This is a genomic window from Polaromonas sp. OV174 (assembly GCF_900112285.1).
GTDB lineage: Bacteria > Pseudomonadota > Gammaproteobacteria > Burkholderiales > Burkholderiaceae_C > Polaromonas.
This window is the reverse complement of the sequence record NZ_FOKZ01000003.1, coordinates 35,291-52,009: the sequence shown is the minus strand read 5'-3', so window position 1 is coordinate 52,009 and position 16,719 is coordinate 35,291. Positions and strand designations below refer to the sequence as shown.

17 protein-coding genes are annotated in these 16,719 nt (G+C 62.5%); 6 read left to right on the top strand and 11 right to left on the bottom strand.

Features of this window, described 5'->3' with window-relative positions:
- Nucleotides 1-79 precede the first annotated feature (79 nt).
- Nucleotides 80-1,276 (top strand): FAD-dependent monooxygenase, encoded by a 1,197-nt coding sequence (locus tag BM160_RS03660; protein ID WP_092000650.1) that lies wholly within the window; start codon nucleotides 80-82, stop codon nucleotides 1,274-1,276.
- Between the two features lie 44 nt (nucleotides 1,277-1,320).
- Here the strand turns inward: BM160_RS03660 and BM160_RS22525 are convergent, their stop codons facing one another.
- The 3 genes from BM160_RS22525 to BM160_RS03650 form a co-directional block, all read right to left on the bottom strand.
- On the bottom strand, nucleotides 1,321-1,485 hold the full coding sequence (locus BM160_RS22525; protein WP_177218900.1) for a hypothetical protein: 165 nt from the start codon (nucleotides 1,483-1,485) through the stop codon (nucleotides 1,321-1,323).
- A 242-nt stretch (nucleotides 1,486-1,727) separates the two neighbouring features.
- Nucleotides 1,728-2,138: a hypothetical protein gene (locus tag BM160_RS03655; protein ID WP_092000645.1), complete on the bottom strand. Its 411-nt coding sequence runs from the start codon at nucleotides 2,136-2,138 to the stop codon at nucleotides 1,728-1,730.
- A gap of 51 nt (nucleotides 2,139-2,189) precedes the next feature.
- Nucleotides 2,190-2,489, bottom strand: a complete 300-nt coding sequence (locus BM160_RS03650) for a hypothetical protein (RefSeq protein WP_092000642.1) — start codon at nucleotides 2,487-2,489, stop codon at nucleotides 2,190-2,192.
- Between the two features lie 316 nt (nucleotides 2,490-2,805).
- Between BM160_RS03650 and BM160_RS03645 the strand changes: the two genes are divergently transcribed.
- The gene (locus BM160_RS03645; RefSeq protein WP_092000639.1) at nucleotides 2,806-3,963 is read left to right on the top strand and encodes a helix-turn-helix transcriptional regulator; all 1,158 of its coding nucleotides are present in this window, start codon (nucleotides 2,806-2,808) and stop codon (nucleotides 3,961-3,963) included.
- A gap of 222 nt (nucleotides 3,964-4,185) precedes the next feature.
- Here the strand turns inward: BM160_RS03645 and BM160_RS03640 are convergent, their stop codons facing one another.
- The 5 genes from BM160_RS03640 to BM160_RS03620 all read right to left on the bottom strand — a co-directional run bounded on the left by BM160_RS03640 (nucleotide 4,186) and on the right by BM160_RS03620 (nucleotide 8,353).
- Complete coding sequence (locus tag BM160_RS03640) at nucleotides 4,186-4,830, bottom strand: ureidoglycolate lyase (RefSeq protein ID WP_092001222.1); 645 nt, start codon at nucleotides 4,828-4,830, stop codon at nucleotides 4,186-4,188.
- A gap of 112 nt (nucleotides 4,831-4,942) precedes the next feature.
- Complete coding sequence (locus tag BM160_RS03635) at nucleotides 4,943-5,755, bottom strand: class I SAM-dependent methyltransferase (protein ID WP_143093176.1); 813 nt, start codon at nucleotides 5,753-5,755, stop codon at nucleotides 4,943-4,945.
- Between the two features lie 251 nt (nucleotides 5,756-6,006).
- On the bottom strand, nucleotides 6,007-6,651 hold the full coding sequence (locus tag BM160_RS03630; RefSeq protein WP_092000633.1) for a glutathione S-transferase family protein: 645 nt from the start codon (nucleotides 6,649-6,651) through the stop codon (nucleotides 6,007-6,009).
- Nucleotides 6,652-6,716: 65 nt separating this feature from the next.
- A complete protein-coding gene (locus tag BM160_RS03625) occupies nucleotides 6,717-6,932 on the bottom strand; it encodes a DUF4287 domain-containing protein (RefSeq protein ID WP_092000630.1) in 216 nt (71 codons plus the stop codon).
- 218 nt (nucleotides 6,933-7,150) lie between these two features.
- The gene (locus tag BM160_RS03620) at nucleotides 7,151-8,353 is read right to left on the bottom strand and encodes an MFS transporter (protein ID WP_092001219.1); all 1,203 of its coding nucleotides are present in this window, start codon (nucleotides 8,351-8,353) and stop codon (nucleotides 7,151-7,153) included.
- A gap of 389 nt (nucleotides 8,354-8,742) precedes the next feature.
- Between BM160_RS03620 and BM160_RS03610 the strand changes: the two genes are divergently transcribed.
- Nucleotides 8,743-9,651, top strand: a complete 909-nt coding sequence (locus BM160_RS03610) for a transporter substrate-binding domain-containing protein (protein WP_092000625.1) — start codon at nucleotides 8,743-8,745, stop codon at nucleotides 9,649-9,651.
- Nucleotides 9,652-9,664: 13 nt separating this feature from the next.
- Here BM160_RS03610 and BM160_RS03605 read toward each other — a convergent pair whose 3' ends face one another.
- Nucleotides 9,665-10,564, bottom strand: a complete 900-nt coding sequence (locus tag BM160_RS03605; protein WP_092001216.1) for a LysR family transcriptional regulator — start codon at nucleotides 10,562-10,564, stop codon at nucleotides 9,665-9,667.
- 156 nt (nucleotides 10,565-10,720) lie between these two features.
- Between BM160_RS03605 and BM160_RS03600 the strand changes: the two genes are divergently transcribed.
- Genes BM160_RS03600 through BM160_RS03590 form a run of 3 tightly spaced genes read left to right on the top strand, consistent with a single transcriptional unit; the run spans nucleotide 10,721 to nucleotide 14,847 of the window.
- Entirely contained in the window at nucleotides 10,721-12,145 is a 1,425-nt protein-coding gene (locus BM160_RS03600; RefSeq protein ID WP_092001213.1) for a 2-oxoadipate dioxygenase/decarboxylase HglS, read from the top strand.
- A complete protein-coding gene (locus BM160_RS03595; RefSeq protein WP_092000622.1) occupies nucleotides 12,142-13,611 on the top strand; it encodes an FAD-binding oxidoreductase in 1,470 nt (489 codons plus the stop codon). The genes BM160_RS03600 and BM160_RS03595 overlap by 4 nt, the downstream gene beginning before the upstream one ends.
- A gap of 27 nt (nucleotides 13,612-13,638) precedes the next feature.
- Nucleotides 13,639-14,847: an aminotransferase-like domain-containing protein gene (locus BM160_RS03590; protein ID WP_092000619.1), complete on the top strand. Its 1,209-nt coding sequence runs from the start codon at nucleotides 13,639-13,641 to the stop codon at nucleotides 14,845-14,847.
- Between the two features lie 292 nt (nucleotides 14,848-15,139).
- On the opposite strand, the gene BM160_RS03580 is transcribed toward BM160_RS03590, so the two are convergent.
- Nucleotides 15,140-15,499, bottom strand: a complete 360-nt coding sequence (locus BM160_RS03580) for an RNA recognition motif domain-containing protein (protein WP_092000612.1) — start codon at nucleotides 15,497-15,499, stop codon at nucleotides 15,140-15,142.
- 332 nt (nucleotides 15,500-15,831) lie between these two features.
- Nucleotides 15,832-16,719 carry a tryptophan 2,3-dioxygenase gene (kynA, locus tag BM160_RS03575; protein ID WP_092000609.1) on the bottom strand — a complete coding sequence of 296 codons (888 nt, stop codon included), beginning with the start codon at nucleotides 16,717-16,719 and terminating at the stop codon, nucleotides 15,832-15,834.

Genomic DNA, 16,719 nt, shown 5'->3' with positions numbered 1-16,719 from the left:
GGCTTTGCCGGGCCGCAGGCGCAGCGGCCCCCTCGGGGGGCAGAGAGCTACACGCAGTGAGCGAACGTGGGGGCCATAAATGATCCGCCAAGCCCTGATTGCCGGTGGCGGCATAGGCGGTCTGGCGGCGGCCTTGGCGGCTTCGCGTGCCGGCTGGGACGTGCGCCTGTTTGAACGCGAGCCGGCCTTCAGCGAGTTCGGCGCCGGCATACAGCTGGGCCCCAATGTGCTCAGGGTGCTGAACGGCTGGGGGCTGACACCGGCCTTGCAGGAGGTGGCCGCCTTTCCCGAGCGGCTGCAGGTGCGCTGCGCGCTATCGGGTCAGACCTTGGCGGAACTGCCCCTGGGCGAGGCGATGCTGCGGCGCTATGGCGCGCCTTATGCCACGCTGCATCGCGCCGACTTGCAGCAGTTGTTGCTGCGGGCGGTGCAACAAAAAACCGATACCCGGCTGCAGCTGGAGCGCCCGCTGCTGTCCTTCAGCCAGCAGGCCCAGGCCGTGACGGTCAAGACCAGCCGTGGCCCGGAGATAGAAGGCGATGCGCTGATAGGCGCCGATGGCGTGTGGAGCACGGTGCGCCAGCAGTTGCTGGGCGACGGCCTGCCGCGGCGCACCGGCCATCTGGCTTACCGCGCGCTGCTGCCGCAAGCCCAGTTGCCCAAGCGCTTGCGCAGTCAGCAGGTCACGGCCTGGCTGGGCCCGCGCCTGCATGTGGTGCAGTACCCGGTGCGCGGCGGCGAGTGGCTCAACGTCGTCGCCATCGTGGAAGGCGAAACCGCCGCCGAACCGAACTCGTGGGACCACGGCGCCAATGCCGCCGAGCTGGCCGAGCGGCTGGCCGGCAGCTGCACGGCGCTGCAAGACCAGGCGCAGGCCATGAAGCGCTGGCGCTTGTGGACGCTGCACGACCGCGCGCCCATGCAAGGCGCGCAGCAGCAGGCCGTGGGCCGGGTGGCCTTGCTGGGCGACGCGGCTCACCCCATGCTGCCCTACCTGGCGCAGGGTGCCGGCATGGCGATAGAGGATGCGGCCGAACTGGGCCACACGCTGGCCCAGGCGCTGGACCCGGTTTTCGACGTGCCCACCATGCTGCAACGCTATGCCCTGAACCGCTGGCAGCGCAACGCCAGGGTGCAGGCGCGGGCGCTGCGCAACGGCCAGATCTTTCATGCCCAGGGTTTGCTGCGCTGGGGCCGCGATGCTTCGCTCAGGCTGCTGGGCAGCAAGCTGCTCGATATGCCCTGGCTTTACGGCATGACGGCCAAAGTGCTTTGATTTGCTCTTGAAGTAAATCAGACTGACTGGCGCCCTAGGGCTATTCAAGCGGCTCGCTCCATACCCGACATCGGCTGGTCGGGTGTCGGCAATGTGGCGTCGAACAAGGGCAGCCATCGCGCGTTAAGTGCAAAGCGGTAAAGATCGACCGGCATGGGCGTATCCGGTATCGCATCCCGGGCCATGGCCTTACGCGGTTTGGGTGCCATCGAGGCCAGCGTCGGAACTGGCGACGTGTTTGGCAGATCTTTCGGATAGCCCCTCATGAAGGCGAGTCCCAGCCAGCAAGGCCACGGTCGCGAAGCAGCTCAGCTAGAGCTTGAGGCCCAAATCGGGTGACGGCGCGGTATCGGGCAATGCTGATGGCGACTTCAAAACGTGCGTCGATTGGATCTGGACTCATGAGAGGCGCTTTAGGGTGTGATCAGTCCACCGAGAATCACGGCGCCGGTCACTCTGGCGCGATCGGCGCCAGGCGCGGCAGGGACGTGCCGCCGGCCTTGGCGAGCGCCAGGTGCTCGGCCTCCTTGTGCTGCCGCCACCAGGCCAGCATGGTATTGAAGTCGCCATCGAACTTGTTCTGTTTCAGCGCCTCGAAGAGGCTGCTGCAGGCCATCGCGGTGCCCCTGTCGATGAGGTCGATCGTCGTCGCGTAGTCGCAGATCCAGAAGGCTTTCTCGAGCTCGGCCAAGCGCAATTCGGCGCCGATGGGCGCTTGCGCGCTGCTCGGTGCGGACCAGCCCGCCGCGCCAGCGACGATCAGCACTACGGCGGCGGCCTTCATCGCCGGCGAGCGCCGGCCCGTGGTCGCGCGGTAGAGCCGCTCGGTGACTTCCCGTTCCTCGTGACGTGTGGTCTTCATGCTGTTCTCCGGTAGTTTCAAAAGGTGTGGCCCGTTGGCAATGGCGCGCACTTACATCCCGCAGGCGACGATGAACGCTCCGGGCAAGCCGGAATCGTGCGCGGTGCTGTGTTGCCCCCCCACCGTGTGATCGAGCCGTTCAAGGAAGAACCGTGCTGCGGCATCTGTTTCGGTCTCGGCATTGGCCAGGGCGGCTACGGCTGTGTCAACGTCGGTCACGCCTGAACCGTAGGAGGCAACGAAGCGTCCACCGAAAATCACGGTGCCGATCAAGCCGCCAATTCTTAGCGCAATGGAAACGAGAGGCCGGCGCTGCCGTTCGCGGTCTACGGCATGGGGTTTCTTTGTCATATGCAACTACTGGTAAGAAGTGTCGTGGTGAAGCCGTTCGTACCTCGTGAATGCGATGCGCCGCCACAATGAGCACCGACTGCCTTGGGCCGGTTGTGAGCTTAGGCGTTCACCCTGGCCGCCGCGTCATCGGAAGCGATGATGCGGGGAGTCCTGTTAGGTGAAGGCGGATCTCGCCTGGACTGCAATCTCACGGGCAACCCGTGCAAGGCGGCCTATGGCGCTTGCGAACTTCGTTTTTTCCTGCTAGCTTCAATGCAATATCAAAAGGTTCATGGCAGGGTGCCTCGACATCCTTCGGTAGAAAGGTTTTACCGTGACCGGCCTGGAAGGAGTTTCCGCGCAAGAGTTTTCCGACCTGATCTGTGTGATCTATGACTGTGCGCTCGATCCGCAGCGCTGGGCGGCTACTTGCCGAAAGGTTGCAGATCTCTGTGAAAGCACAGCGGGCGGAATATGCGTTCATGATCTGCGGCACGCGCAAAATGACCAGCTGTTCGTATTCGGATACCAACCGGAATTCCTGGAAAAGTTGAGAAACCACTACGCGGAAAGTCCCATGGCCGCTGCGGATATCGTCTCGAACATCGGCGACGTCAGCGCCCTCTCCATGGAGCGCTACCAGTTGCTCGAAAGCCGGTTCTATTTAGAGGTGCTAAAGCCATTTGGACTGGTGGATATGATCTGGTTTCCCGCGTTGCGGACCGGGGCGCGCATGGCTTCCATGCATGCCTCCCGGAGCGAGAAGGCTCCGCATTACCAAGAGCGTGATGTCAGTCTGTTCAAGCTCCTCTCTCCCCATGTATGCCGTGCGCTCGCCATCTCCTATGTGTTCGATATCAGGGCGCTGAGGTCGGAGATGCTGGAAAAGACGCTTGATGGACTGGTTGCCGGTGTTTTCCTCACGGCGCGCGACGGCCACGTCGTTTATATGAACCATGCTGCCGAGCGCCAGATCAAAACCGGCCATTCGATTCGCCTCGTCAACAATCGGGTTTCTCCCACCGATTCCGCGGCTCGCGCTGCACTGTCGAAGGCGATTGAAGAGGCGGCGCGCGACGACGCCGATATGGGTGTGAGCGAGCACTCCGTGGCGATTCCAGATGGCGTCGGCGGCGGCTACGTTGCGACCCTCCTGCCGGTTAAGAGCGGTCAGCGCCGCGGCATACTTGCACCGTTTGCAGCAGCGGTCGCAGTGTTCGTGCAGGATCCCGTTCAGGCGTCACTCATGCCGGGAGAGGCCTTCGCCAGGCTGCATGGGCTCACCGGCGGCGAACTGCGCGTGCTGCTGGCGCTTTCCCAGGGGCTGGACGGCATGGAGGCGGCCGACATGCTCGGCATCAGCGAATCGACTATTCGCACCCACCTACAGCACATATTTTCCAAGACCGGCACGTCCAGGCAGGCCGACCTCCTGCACTTGCTGCATAACTCGATGCCACCGATTCATGCCCTATCAACGGTTGCCCATTGATTACAGGGAGTCTGATCGCAACGGGCTGCACAGTCGGCTTGCGGGGTCTCATATGCATCCGACCGCTTGGGGGCGTCAAGAGCGGGTCATGAACGACCGTTGGCTGAAAATCTATCGGGTTGCCGGTAAGCCGACATCGCCGACCGGCAGCGCCGGGCCAACATCTTGTGTAGATGGCAGATGGCAGATGCAGGTGGAAGCGCTTGGCACAGGGCTCGGGCCTTAGCCTATAGACGCTTCAAGAAGGCAGTTGAACTCACGCGCGAAGTCGACCGAGACGCGCGCGTGTACGGCGCCCTGCTGGTCGAAGAAGCGCTGCTTGCCGGCAAGGCCAAAGACACCTTCGTGCCAGATGTTGGGATGGATATAGAGCCCTTGCGTGCCGTCGAAGCTAAAGCAGACAAAGCGCTCCGGCGTCACATCGTCTCCGGGAAGAGCCAGGGGAACGTAGAAGGGCCGGCGCTCCAGCGGAAAGAAGAGTTGACCACCGTCGGGGTGATAGTTCGCATGCCACAGCAGCATTCTTGCGGGCGGCCTATCGTGCTCGGTGCTTGCGAGCTCGGGCGCAACGGCGTAAGCCAGGATGTAGTTGCCGCCGACGGCTTCGTTGCTGCCGTACAGAATATCGCCTCGCCATTCGCTGATGAACACGCCTTCGGTCGTGCCGGCCTCGTCACCGGTGTCAGCATCCACCGGCCTGGTGCCCTGGGCCGGCCAGCGGACGATCTCGACCTGGCACTGGGCAGGATCGTCAACCAATCGGCCATAGCCGCTTAGCGTGGCGTCCGTGGCCGCCACCAGTGGCATGGAGACGCAGCGCAAATTCGCTGGCAGTTGCGGGTTCAGGTAGTCGATGGGAGCCTGCATGTTGGTGTCCGTTCGATGGTGCTGGTGAGCGGGCTTGTGACTCACAAGCTTGGAATTCAGCGGCCGCAGGCGGTCGACTGGAGTGAGGGGCGTCATAGTGCTTTGGCCCGAACTACTTCTGGATGCGCGCGCTAAAGAGTACCCGCCCTGCCAGCCATGAACCCATGGGGTATAGCGCGCGAAGCAGCAAGCGATCGAGCTTGGCGAAGAACTCGAGCCGGTCAGGAAGCAGTCGGGTAGCAATGAAATTGAAGTGCTTGAAGAACTCCGGTTCTCGTAGGGGCTTGGTGGTTTCTTTGAGATCCATTTCGCTGAGTTTTCGTTCGACTTCGGTGATGTAGGGCTTGCCCGGGCCGTAGATCAATTTGCGTAGACGTGGATAGAGGATCTTCTCCACCAAGGCGCAGTGACGAATCTTGTCGGTGATGGAGTGGGAGTAAATTTCGTTGACGATGAAGAGCGCATCGGGTTTTGCCACGCGATGGATCTCTTTCATGGTCAAGGCAATATCGACGTGGTGAAGAATGTCTCTGGCAAGGACATAGTCAAAACTTGAATCCGTGTACCGCATGCGCTCGGCCGGCATTTCCTGGAAATCTATGGTCAAGCCTTCGCGAGTTGCCAGGGCTTTGGCAATCTGAAGCGAGTCCGGGCTGAGGTCAAAGGCGCTCACTTTGGCCCCCAGTTTGGAAAGGCGCAGGGCATCGTCGCCAAAGCCACAACCGACCACCAGGACCTGCTTGTCCTTGAGGTCGCAGGTCAGCAGATACGCATACATTTGCCAGTAGGCATTCCACCAGCGCCGCTCAGGCTTGTTCAGCACGTCCCAGGCAAACGGTGCGCTCAGGATGCGCTGGTGCTCCTTGGCATGCTCGCGGTGGTAGTCAAGTTCCCGTTGCTGGCGTTCGGTGAGTTCTGTGTTCAAAGGATTCTCCAAGACACTGACTTCATGGTGATGCCCAACTTCGAGAGATCCGCAAAGCCTGCTTGCCGGCCTAGGGTGAGGTCAATGGCTGGATAAGTGCACGGGCATATGGCACTTTCCAAAGTCAGCGCCCCTGTTTTTCGGTCCACCTGGCTGCTCTATCGGTGGCAGGAGCACATTCCCTATCGCACTATAGCCTGCAGGCCCAGATAGCCGAAACATCTTTGGTGCAGGCTGGGTGCAAATGGGCCTCAGTCACGGTCCGGCGCGCCCAGCGGAAAGTAGCTGCGGTAAGGGCGGGCTTCGTCCACGGCACGGGCGACGGATGGGTGAGCCAGCAGGCGGGCGCGATAGGCCCGCAGGCTGGTGTGGGCGGGTGGAATTTCATGGGCCCAGTCGGCATAAAAAAGTGATGGGGCAGCGGCGCAATCCGCCAGGGTGAAGGTTGCGCCACATGCCCATTCGCGGCCGGCGAGGCGCTGGTCGAGCCAGGCGTAGATATTGTTAAGTAAATCACGCGCCTCGGCCACGCCGTAGGCATCGCGCTCAGACGCCGGGCGACGCTGGTCCAGCACGATTTTTTGCATAGGCGTCATGACGTAGTTGTCGAACAGGCGATCGAGCATGCGCGCCTCTAGGCCAGCGTCGCCATCCGGGATCAGGCGAACAGGGCCGGGATGGTGGGCCTGCAGATACTCGATGATGGTGCTGCTCTCCAGCATTGCGCGCCCCTGATCCAGCAGTAGCGGAAAGCGTTTGAGCGGCCAAAGCTGCGCGAGCTCAGCGTTGGCTGCAGCCTCTTCCAGCCTGCGGTACTCGAATGGCGTGGCATTCTCGTAAAGGGCAATCAAAACCTTTTGGCAGTAGGACGAAAAAGGGTGGGCGTATAGCTGCATCTATTCTTCTCCTTGGGTGTTTCACCATCCTCGGTACTAGAAGTGGCCAAGGCCTGAGTAGTTTGTCAGGCCTTTTGCTGTGCCAGATGGTAGGCAACCAGTGCGTTGGCGTGGCCGTGTCCCATCTTGTGCTCGGACTTGAGAAAGGCCACTTGCTCCATGTGCTTGCTGTCGCGTACCGAATCGAGGAGCTTGAACCAGTGCGCTACCGGCTTGTCATAGGTCTTTTCGATGGATGGAAAGTAAGAAGCTGGACCTTTGACTTTCGTGTCTGCCGCCATGTTGAGATGCCTTTCCTTGGTGATGTTTGGAAGAGGTTTAACCTTGATCTATCTGGCAAAACCGCAAGATAACATGGCTGCTCGGCACGGGAAAGCGCCGCTGTGCTGAACCCGCTTTTTCATCCGATGAGCGGCCCGGCAGGCTGGCCTGCGGGATGCGCGTGATGATTATGAAATGCTATAAAAAAATATAGCTACTAGCGCTTGATGGATAAGCGCTAGAGGTCGTTTTGACTTAAATTTTTCAACAAGGGCGACATCGGCAGCCAGCGGAACGCGGTAGAGCCCAGGGCCAGCGCGGCGCCTATGCTGATCATCACTGCCTGGTAGACATCCAGGCCAAGGCTTTGGGCCCAAGAGGCGACCCAGCCGGTTACCCACTGCATCAGGCCCACGCCCAGAAACATGGCCATGGTGTAGACCGACAGGGCGCGCGCCGTCAGGTCGGGCGCGTAGGACGAGCGCACGTCGGAGTACAGCAGCACCGAGTAGCCCGACAGCACCGAAATGCCCAGCACCAGCACGATGGTTTGCGTGGCGTGGTGCAGCAGCCCGACGCCCAGAAAGAGCGCAGCAGCCATCAGTGACATGTTCACCACCCAGGCGCGGCGGCGCGTCGGGCCTGGGTCTATGCGGCCAAAAAAGGCCGGGCTGAACAGCGATATCAGTGACATGAGCATGGCTATGTTGCCGCTCTCGACCAGGGAAAAGTTGTAGCGCTGGATCAGCATGGGGCCAATCCACAGGCCGCGCAGGGTCAGGAAGGAGGCATAGGACACCATGCCGAGCAACAAGATGCCCAGCGTGTGGGGCAGGGTGAACAGCGCGCCAAAGCGGCGCACCGCAGCGCCCCAGCTTTCGCGCGCTTCGCTTGAGCCGGGCAGGGTGGGCTCGTGCACGCAGCGCCAGATCAGCAGCCACGACAGCGCCGACATCAGCGCCAGCAGCGCAAAGCCCATGCGCCAGTCGTAGCGCTGCACCAGCAAGGCCAGCGGGGTGCCGGTAAACAGCAGGCCCAGGCCGCCCACGCCCATGCCAACGCCAGACAGGAAGGCAAAGCGCGAGCTCGGGAAATGCCGTGAAATGAACACGGTGCAGGCCAAAAAGGCGGGGGCGCAACCCATGCCAATCAGCAATTGGCCCAGCATCAGCCAGCCGTATTGCGGCGCCCATGCCGACAGGGCGGCGCCCCCAATGGCCAGCGGAAAGACGCTGAGCACGGTGCGGCGCAGCCCGTACAGGTCCATGCCAATGCCGATGAAAAATTGCGTGACCCCAAAGGCCAGTCCGAATAGTCCGGCAAAGGCGCCCAGCGAGGACGCAGGCAGGCCGAAGTCGGTCTGCAGTCCGGTGGCGATGATGGCCGTGACCGTGCGGTAGGACTGGCTCAGGGCAAAGGCGGACAGCAGGGACAGCAGCATGAACCAGAGCATGGCCTTGCCCTGGTCGGGTGCCGGTGCCGGTGCCGCTGTCGGGGGGGCGGCAGCGTCGGGCGAGTCTGGCGAAGTAGCGGCTTGCGACGCCGTGGCCTTGATGGTGGTGGTGGGATGGGCTGAAGGGGGCACGTTCAAAGTCTCCTGCGCGTTCTTCAACGGGCCTTTGCATTGTCGTGTCTTGCGTAGCCGTCGAGCGCTTCTTTTTGCGTATCTGTCATTCCAGATTGGCATCACCTCCTTCCATATCGTCGCTATGCAGATGCACGGCTTTGACGGATATTCAGTCAGGTAAGGGTGGCAGCGTGCACCTTACGACTCCTAGGGCGATGGATTGACCCTGACCCCCGACTTCATACCAATATTTCAGAGACACCATGAATTTCAAGCTCAAGACACTCGCGGCCACGGCCCTCGTTGCCCTGGTTCTGCCTGCCGCCGCGCAGAACGCTGGCGGCACAGACACGCTGACCAAGATGAAGACCAGCGGCAAGGCCGTGCTGGGCGTGCGCGAGTCCTCCTCGCCCATGGCTTTTGCGCTGGGTGCCAACGAGAAATTCGTTGGCTACCATGTCGAGCTGTGCGAGCGCGTGCTGAAAGACATCATGCCGAGCGTCAAGCTTGAATACAGTGTGTTGACGGCCCAGAACACCATGCCACTGGTGCAAAACGGCACGGTCGATCTGGGCTGCGGCCCGACTACCAACAACAAGGTGCGTCAGCAACAGGTGGCTTTCTCGCTCACCACCTACGTGAGCCAGGTGCGCATGGCCACCAAGGCCAATTCGGGCATCACCTCGTTTGACCAGCTGGCCGGCCGCACGGCTGCCGCATCCACCGGCACCACCGCCGTGCAAATGCTGCGCAAGCTGGCCAAGACCAAGAACATCGAATTCCCGACTTTGCTGGGCAAAGACCACGTCGACAGTTTTTTGCTATTGGAGTCTGGCCGTGCCGACGCCTTCGTGCTTGATGACAACCTGTTGGCCGGCGTCATCTCGGGCAGCCGCAACCCGGCGGGCTACCGCATCGTGGGCGAGTCGCTCGGTTCAGAGCCTATCGCGCTGGTGCTGCGCAAGGATGATCCGGCCTTCAAGACCGCGGTTGACGATTCGCTGCGCAAGCTGATGAAGTCGGGTGAGGTCGAAAAGCTCTACAACAAGTGGTTCATGTCGGCGATTCCTCCCAACAACACCAGTCTGAATTTGCCCATGAGCGATGTGCTCAAGCAGCTGCTGCGCGAGCCCAACGACAAGCCGCTGGAAGCCTACGCCGACGCCAAGTAAACGGCGCGCCGCGCTACTGCGCGTGGGCGGTGGCGCAAATCCACTGCCGGAAGGCCTGTAGCGGCGGATAGCTGCTGCGGCTGGCGGGCCAGGCCAGGTAGTAACGCTCGGCGCTTTCTATGGGATGCGGTTGGGCGACGGCCTCTACCAGGTCGCCGCGCTCCAGTTCGGCCTCGATCAGGAAGCGCGGCAGCAGCGCCACCCCCAGCCCCGAGATGGCGGCCTGCGCCGCCACCGCAAACTGATCGAAAAGCATGCCATGCACCTCGGTGACGGGGGTGCCGTGCGCCTGCAGCCAATGCTCCCAGGCATCGGGGCGCGATACCAGGTGTAGCAAGGGGGCCTTGAGCACATCGGCTGGCGCGGCGAAACCATGCTGCTGTTTGAGCGCCGGGCTGCAGGCCGGCACCACCGTTTCACTCATGAGAAATTCAAGCTCGGCGCCCGGCCAGTCGGGCAAGCCGAAATGGATGGCTGCGTCCACCGCCTCCAGCTCAAAATCAAAGCGTGACAGGCGCGTGGTCAGGTTCAAGGTGATGCCGGGGTGCGCGGCAAGAAAACCCGGCAGCCTTGGCGCCAGCCAGCGCGTACCAAAGGTCGGCAAGATGGCCAGATTGAGCGTGCCACCCTTTGGATTGGCGCGAAAGCCCAGCGTGGCGTTGGAGATACGCATGAGTGCGGCGCGAATTTCCTGCGCATAGGCTTCGCCAGCCAGCGTCAGGCGAACGGTCTGGCGTTCACGAATGAACAAGGTGGAGTGCAGCAACTCCTCCAGCGAGCGAATCTGGCGGCTGACGGCGCTTTGCGTCAGATGAAGCTCGGCGGCTGCAGCGGTGAAGCTTTGATGGCGCGCCGCCGATTCAAAAGCTCGCAAGAGCGACATGGGCGGCAGAAAGCGGTGTGATAACAGCATGGTGATCATTCTAAATAGGAATGATCCAGGGCTTGAATATCGTTTGACGCTGCCTGTGCTCGTCAATAGCATTCGCTCAGGATCGATATAAGTTGATTCCAAGGCGGTATGCCACCGGGGCATGCCATGATTTTCCCCAACCGAACCAAGCACACCATGAGCGCGCCTCAATTCGTCAGCAGCAACGATGTCCGTACCCGTTTTTCCCAGGCCATGTCCCAGATGTACCGCCAGGAGGTGCCGCAATACGGCACGCTGCTGCAACTGGTGAGCGAGGTCAATGCCCGTACCCTGGCGGCCCAGCCCGGACTGGCCGGGCAATTGAGCGAGGCCGGCGAGATCGAACGGCTTGACGTAGAGCGTCATGGCGCCATTCGCCTGGGCACGGCGGCAGAACTGGTGACCATGCGCCGCCTGTTCGCGGTGATGGGCATGGAGGCTGTCGGCTACTACGACCTCTCGGTGGCCGGTGTGCCGGTTCACTCAACGGCATTCAGGCCGGTGGCCGATGCCGCCCTGGCGCACAACCCGTTTCGTGTTTTCACCTCGCTGCTGCGCCTGGAACTGATCACCGACGAGGCGCTGCGCCGCCAGGCGGCTGCGATTCTGGCGCGCCGGCAAATCTTCACTGAACGTGCGCTGGCTCTGATAGAACGCTTTGAAAGCGCCGGTGGCCTGGATAGCCAGGAAGCGGATGAATTCGTGGCCGAAGCCTTGCAGACCTTTCGCTGGCATGCCGAGGCGACGGTGGACGGCGACACCTACGACAAGCTGCAAGGGGCGCATCGCCTGGTTGCCGATGTGGTTTGCTTCAAAGGGCCGCACATCAACCACCTGACGCCGCGCACGCTGGACATCGATGCCGCCCAGGCCGCCATGCCGGATTGCGGCATTGCGGCCAAGGACTTGATTGAAGGCCCGCCGCGCCGGCGTTGCGCCATCTTGCTGCGCCAGACCAGTTTCAAGGCGCTGGAAGAAAAGGTCTTGTTCCAGGGCGGCGACGGTCAGCGCGCCGGCACGCACACGGCGCGCTTCGGCGAGATCGAGCAGCGCGGCATCGCCCTCACGCGAGCCGGACGCCAGCGCTACGACCAGCTGCTGGCCGATGTGCGCGATACGGCTATTGCCAACGAAAGCGCGGCCGCCTATGTCCAGCGGCTGGCGCAGGCCTTTGAGTCAATTCCGGACGACTACGACACGCTGCGCCGCCAAGGACTGGGGTTTTTCCGCTATGCGCTGACGCCGCAGGGCCAAGCATCGGCGGGCCTGGAAGGGGATGAAGCCGCCTTATCGTCCGATTCAACGGCCGATTCAGCGTCGCTGGAAGCCTTGATCGCTGAGGGCCTGGTCAGCGCCCATCCCATCGTCTATGAAGACTTTTTGCCGGTCAGCGCGGCGGGCATTTTCCAGTCAAATCTGGGCGGCACCGAGCGCCGGCACTATGCGGCGAGTGAGGATCAGGCGGCTTTTGAGGCGGCTCTGGGCGCGCCTGTGCACGATGAAATTACTCTGTATGAAGAGGCTCAGGCCCGCTCCATAGCTCAGGTCCGCGCGGCCTTGTGCGCGCAGGTCTGCGCATGAGCGCCGTGCCGCTTGTCGCGGGGGACTCGGACGAGGCCTTGCGGGCGGCGCTGCAAGCCATCGTGGGCGAGCGCGGCTTGCTCTGCGGGGCCGACATGGCGGGCTACGAGCAGGGCGCGCGCTACGGCCAGGGCCGGGCCTTGTGCGTGGTCCGTCCGGCCAGCACCGATGAGGTCAGCGCGGTGCTGCGGCTATGCGCGGCGCGGCGCGTGCCGGTGCTGCCGCAAGGCGCCAACACCGGACTGGTCGGTGCCAGTTCGCCCGACAATTCCGGCCGCCAGGTGGTCTTGTCGCTTGGCCGGCTGCGCAGCCGCTGCGAGATCGATGCGCTGGACCGCAGCGTCGCCGTCGATGCCGGGCTGACGCTGCAGGAGCTCAATGCTCGGCTTGAGTCCCATGGGCTGTGGTTTCCTGTCGACCTTGGCGCCAACCCGTCGATAGGCGGCATGGTGGCCGCCAACACGGGTGGCACCCGGCTGATCCGCTATGGTGACGTGCGGCACAACCTGCTGGCGCTAGAAGTCGTGCTGTTCGATCCACCCGGCCAGGTGCTGCGTCTGGGCAGCGCCTTGCGCAAGGACAATACCGGACCCGACCTCAAGCAGCTTTTCGTCGGCACCTCGGGCGCCGGTGGCGTGATCACCCAGGCCACGCTGGAGGTGCATCCGCTGCCGCGGCAGTCGGCTACGGCGCTGGTGGTGCCGGGCTCGGACGCGGCGCTTGGCGAGCTGCTGCAGGCGCTGGAACTGGAGCTGGGCGACCACCTGGCAGCCTTTGAGGGCATGTCGGGCGCGGCCATGGCGGCGGCGATCGATCATGTGCCCAATATGCGCAACCCTTTCGCGCCCGAGGCCTTACCGGAATTCGCGGTGCTGATAGAACTCGAAGCCGGCGCCCTGGCCAGCGTCACCGGCCTGCCTTTGCAGGACATGCTGGATCGCTTTCTGGAAGCGCAATTCGAGCGCGGCACCATCGTCAACGCCGCGCTTGGCCATGCCAGCGCCCTGTGGCAATTGCGCCATGCCCTGAGCGAAGGTGCGCGTGCCCTGGGGCGTGTGGTGGCCTTTGATGTGTCTGTGCCGCGCTCGCGCATCATGGCCTTTCGGCGGGCCGCGCTGGCCATGCTTGAGGCGGAGCATCCGCATTTGCGCGTGACGGATTTCGGCCACATCGCCGATGGCGGCATGCATTTCAACGTGATCTGGCCGCATGAGGCCGTGCCGGCCTATGACAGCGAAGCGGTGCAAGACCTGCGCGACCGGCTCTATGCCCTGGTGGTGGATGATTTCAAGGGCAGCTTCAGCGCCGAACACGGCATTGGCCCGTACAACCTGCGCTACTACCACTGCTACACCGACCCGGCTGCCATCGCACTGGCCGACGGGATACGCGAACTGCTGGACCCCTTGCGCTTATGCGGCGCGGTCGATTTTGGCCCGGACCCGGCGCTTGCCGCGTGCCGGTGAATCTTCTTTCACTACCTCCCTCGCGTCATGACCCACATCCCTTTCGCCACCAATTTTGTCGAGCCTGCCGGTTCGCCCATCCGTGAGCTGTTTCCGTATTTGAGCCGGCCCGGCATGATCTCGCTGGCCGGCGGCTACCCCTCGCCAAGCCTGTTTGATACCGAGGGCTTGCAAGAGGCGGCGGCCAGGGCGCTGTCCGGGCCAGGTGCGCTGCAATACGGCGCCACCGAGGGCCTGCCGGCTCTGCGCGAGGCGCTGGCGCTGCTGTGCGGGGCGCGCGGTATAACCTGCAGTCCGGCCGATCTGATCGTGACGACGGGCTCGCAGCAGGCTTTTGATTTGTTGCTGCGCATATTCATAGCGCCCGGTGACACGGTTTGCGTGGAAACGCCGGCTTATCCTGCGGCCATTCAGGCCCTGCGCCTGGCGGACGCGCAGATCCTGTCGGCACCCGTCGATGAGCAAGGCCTGGACGTGGAGGCACTGGCAGAGCGTTTGCAGCGGCTGCCCGTAGCGCAACGGCCCAAATTGCTTTACACGGTGCCAAGCTTTTCCAACCCCTGCGGCACCTTGCTGCCTGCCGCCAGGCGGGAGGCGCTGGTTCGCCTGGCGCTTGAATATGGTTTTCTGATCGTTGAGGACGATCCCTATGGCGAGCTGGCCTTTACCGATGAGCGGCCCGCTTCGCTGTACGCGGTGGGCCAGCGCATCGCCGCTGAGGCCAATCCGGTGCTCTACCTGTCCAGCCTGTCGAAAACCGTGGCGCCCGGGCTGCGCATAGGCTGGATGATTGCGCCAGCGGACGTGCTGCGTCGCTGCGTGGTGGCCAAGCAGACCATGGACTTGTGCACGTCGCCGCTGGCGCAGCAGATCGCCGCTGAATATCTGGGCGCTGGCCGCTATCCGGCCGGGGTAGAGCGCGCCTGTGCCGAATACAAAAAGCGCATGCTGGCCTTGAGCAGCGGTCTGCGTGCCGGACTGGGCAGCAACATTGCTTTTGTGCAACCGCAGGGCGGCATGTTCATCTGGGCGCGCGTCGCCGTACCTGTTGATGCCAAGCGGCTGTTTGAGGCGGCGGTGCAATGCGGCGTGCTGTATGTGCCTGGCGCCGCCTTCTACCCCGAAAACCCTGATCTTGGAACGCTCCGCCTGTCTTACGCGGCCCCGGATGTCGAGCAGATCAGGGAAGGGGTGGCGCGACTGACCAAGGCCTTTGATCAGGCGAGTACCAGCTGATCCCTGCAAAAGCCGTGCTCAGTCAGTAATTTATGAAAAAAGTGCTTGTAGCCCAATAGCCACGGGCGCAAAAAGCTACTGAATTGGTAGCAAATCTGCTTTCTTGCAGCCCACAAAGCCGTGAGCAGCTTGCAGATTTGCGGAAATAGCACCACCCCATCCTCGGGACGGGGCCGCGCCAACAAAAAAGGCTTCAAAACCGAAGTTCTGAAGCCTTTTGTGCTTTTCTCAGCGCAAGGCTGAGTCAGCTGGGTGGCAACGGCATTTCTGCCGTTGACCGGGTTTGCAGGGCTTAGTAGCCGCCGCGACCGCCGCCGCCGCCGTAGCCGCCACCGCCGGAGCGATCGCCACCACCGTAGCCGCCACCGCCGCCGCCGAAGCCGCCGGTACGGGGAGGACGTGCCTCCATCGGACGGGCTTCGTTCACGGTGATGCTACGGCCGCCGAGCGACTGGCCGTTCATGCCGGCGATTGCGGCTTGAGCTTCAGCATCGCTGCCCATTTCCACAAAGCCAAAGCCTTTGGAGCGACCGGTGTCGCGTTCCATCATGACTTTTGCGCTGGTGATGGAACCGAATTCGCCGAAAGACTGTTGCAGATCTTCGTCACGAACGGTGTATGGCAGGTTGCCGACGTAAAGTTTATTGCCCATGGGGACTCCTCAAAAATACAAAAAATAAAAGCGATGGGGTCCCGAAAGCACAACAAATCTTAAACGTACCGCTGTAGCGCGCGAAACTTGCCTATCACTGTGCGAGTATTTTGCTACCCGCACCTCCGGATTATGCGCCTATCCGGCATTCAATAGGATTTATCGTCTTGTGCGGCCAGCAGGGTCATTGCCCGCCCATGGCTCATGGATGAGTCATAAACCGATGCTGCGTCTGCAGAAATCCGCAAACCGCTGGCATGGTCGTGTGGTCATTTGCTATTAAAAGCGTAGCTTGCTACGCCCTGTTGATGGGCGCTACAGGCCTATTTTCTTTACAAATCCGTGCGCAGCTTCCAGATTTCCGGGAACAGCACCACGTCCAGCATCTTGCGCAGATAACTCACGCCGCCGGTGCCGCCGGTGCCGCGCTTGAAGCCAATCACGCGCTCCACCGTGGTGACATGGCGAAAACGCCAGAGCCGAAAAGCGTCTTCCAGGTCGGTGAGTTCCTCGCCCAGCTGGTACAGGTCCCAGTATTGCTGTGGGTTGCGGTAGACCGTGAGCCAGGCCTGCTCTACGGCCTGGCTTTCAACATAAGGCTGGGTCCAGTCGCGCGCGGTGTGGCTGGCGGGCATGGGCAGGCCGCGCCGCGCCAGCAGGCGCAGGGCCTCATCGTAGAGCGAGGGCGCCTCATAGGCCGCCTGCACCAGCGCCAGCAGGTCGGGGCGGTGCTCGTGCGGCTTGAGCATGGCGGCATTCTTGTTGCCCAAAGCGAATTCGATGCTGCGGTACTGGTAGCTCTGAAAGCCGCTGGATTGGCCCAGGTAGGGGCGCATGGCGCTGTACTCGGGCGGCGTCATGGTGGCCAGCACGTCCCAGGCGTGCACCAACTGCTCCATGATCTTGCTGACGCGCGCCAGCATCTTGAAAGCCATCTGCAGCTCGTCGTTGGCCACATGGCCTATGGCGGCGCGCAGCTCGTGCAGCATCAGCTTCATCCACAGCTCGCTGGTCTGGTGCTGCACGATGAACAGCATCTCGTCGTGCGCCGGCGACAGCGGTTTTTGCGCGCCCAATATGGCGTCGAGCTGCAGGTAGTCGCCGTAACTCATGCTCTGGCTGAAGTCGAGCTGGGCGCGCTCTTCGTGCACGATGGCTTCGGGCAGGGCCGTCGCCGAGGCGGCAGGCGTCGTGGAGGGCGTGTGGGCGTGCGGGCACAT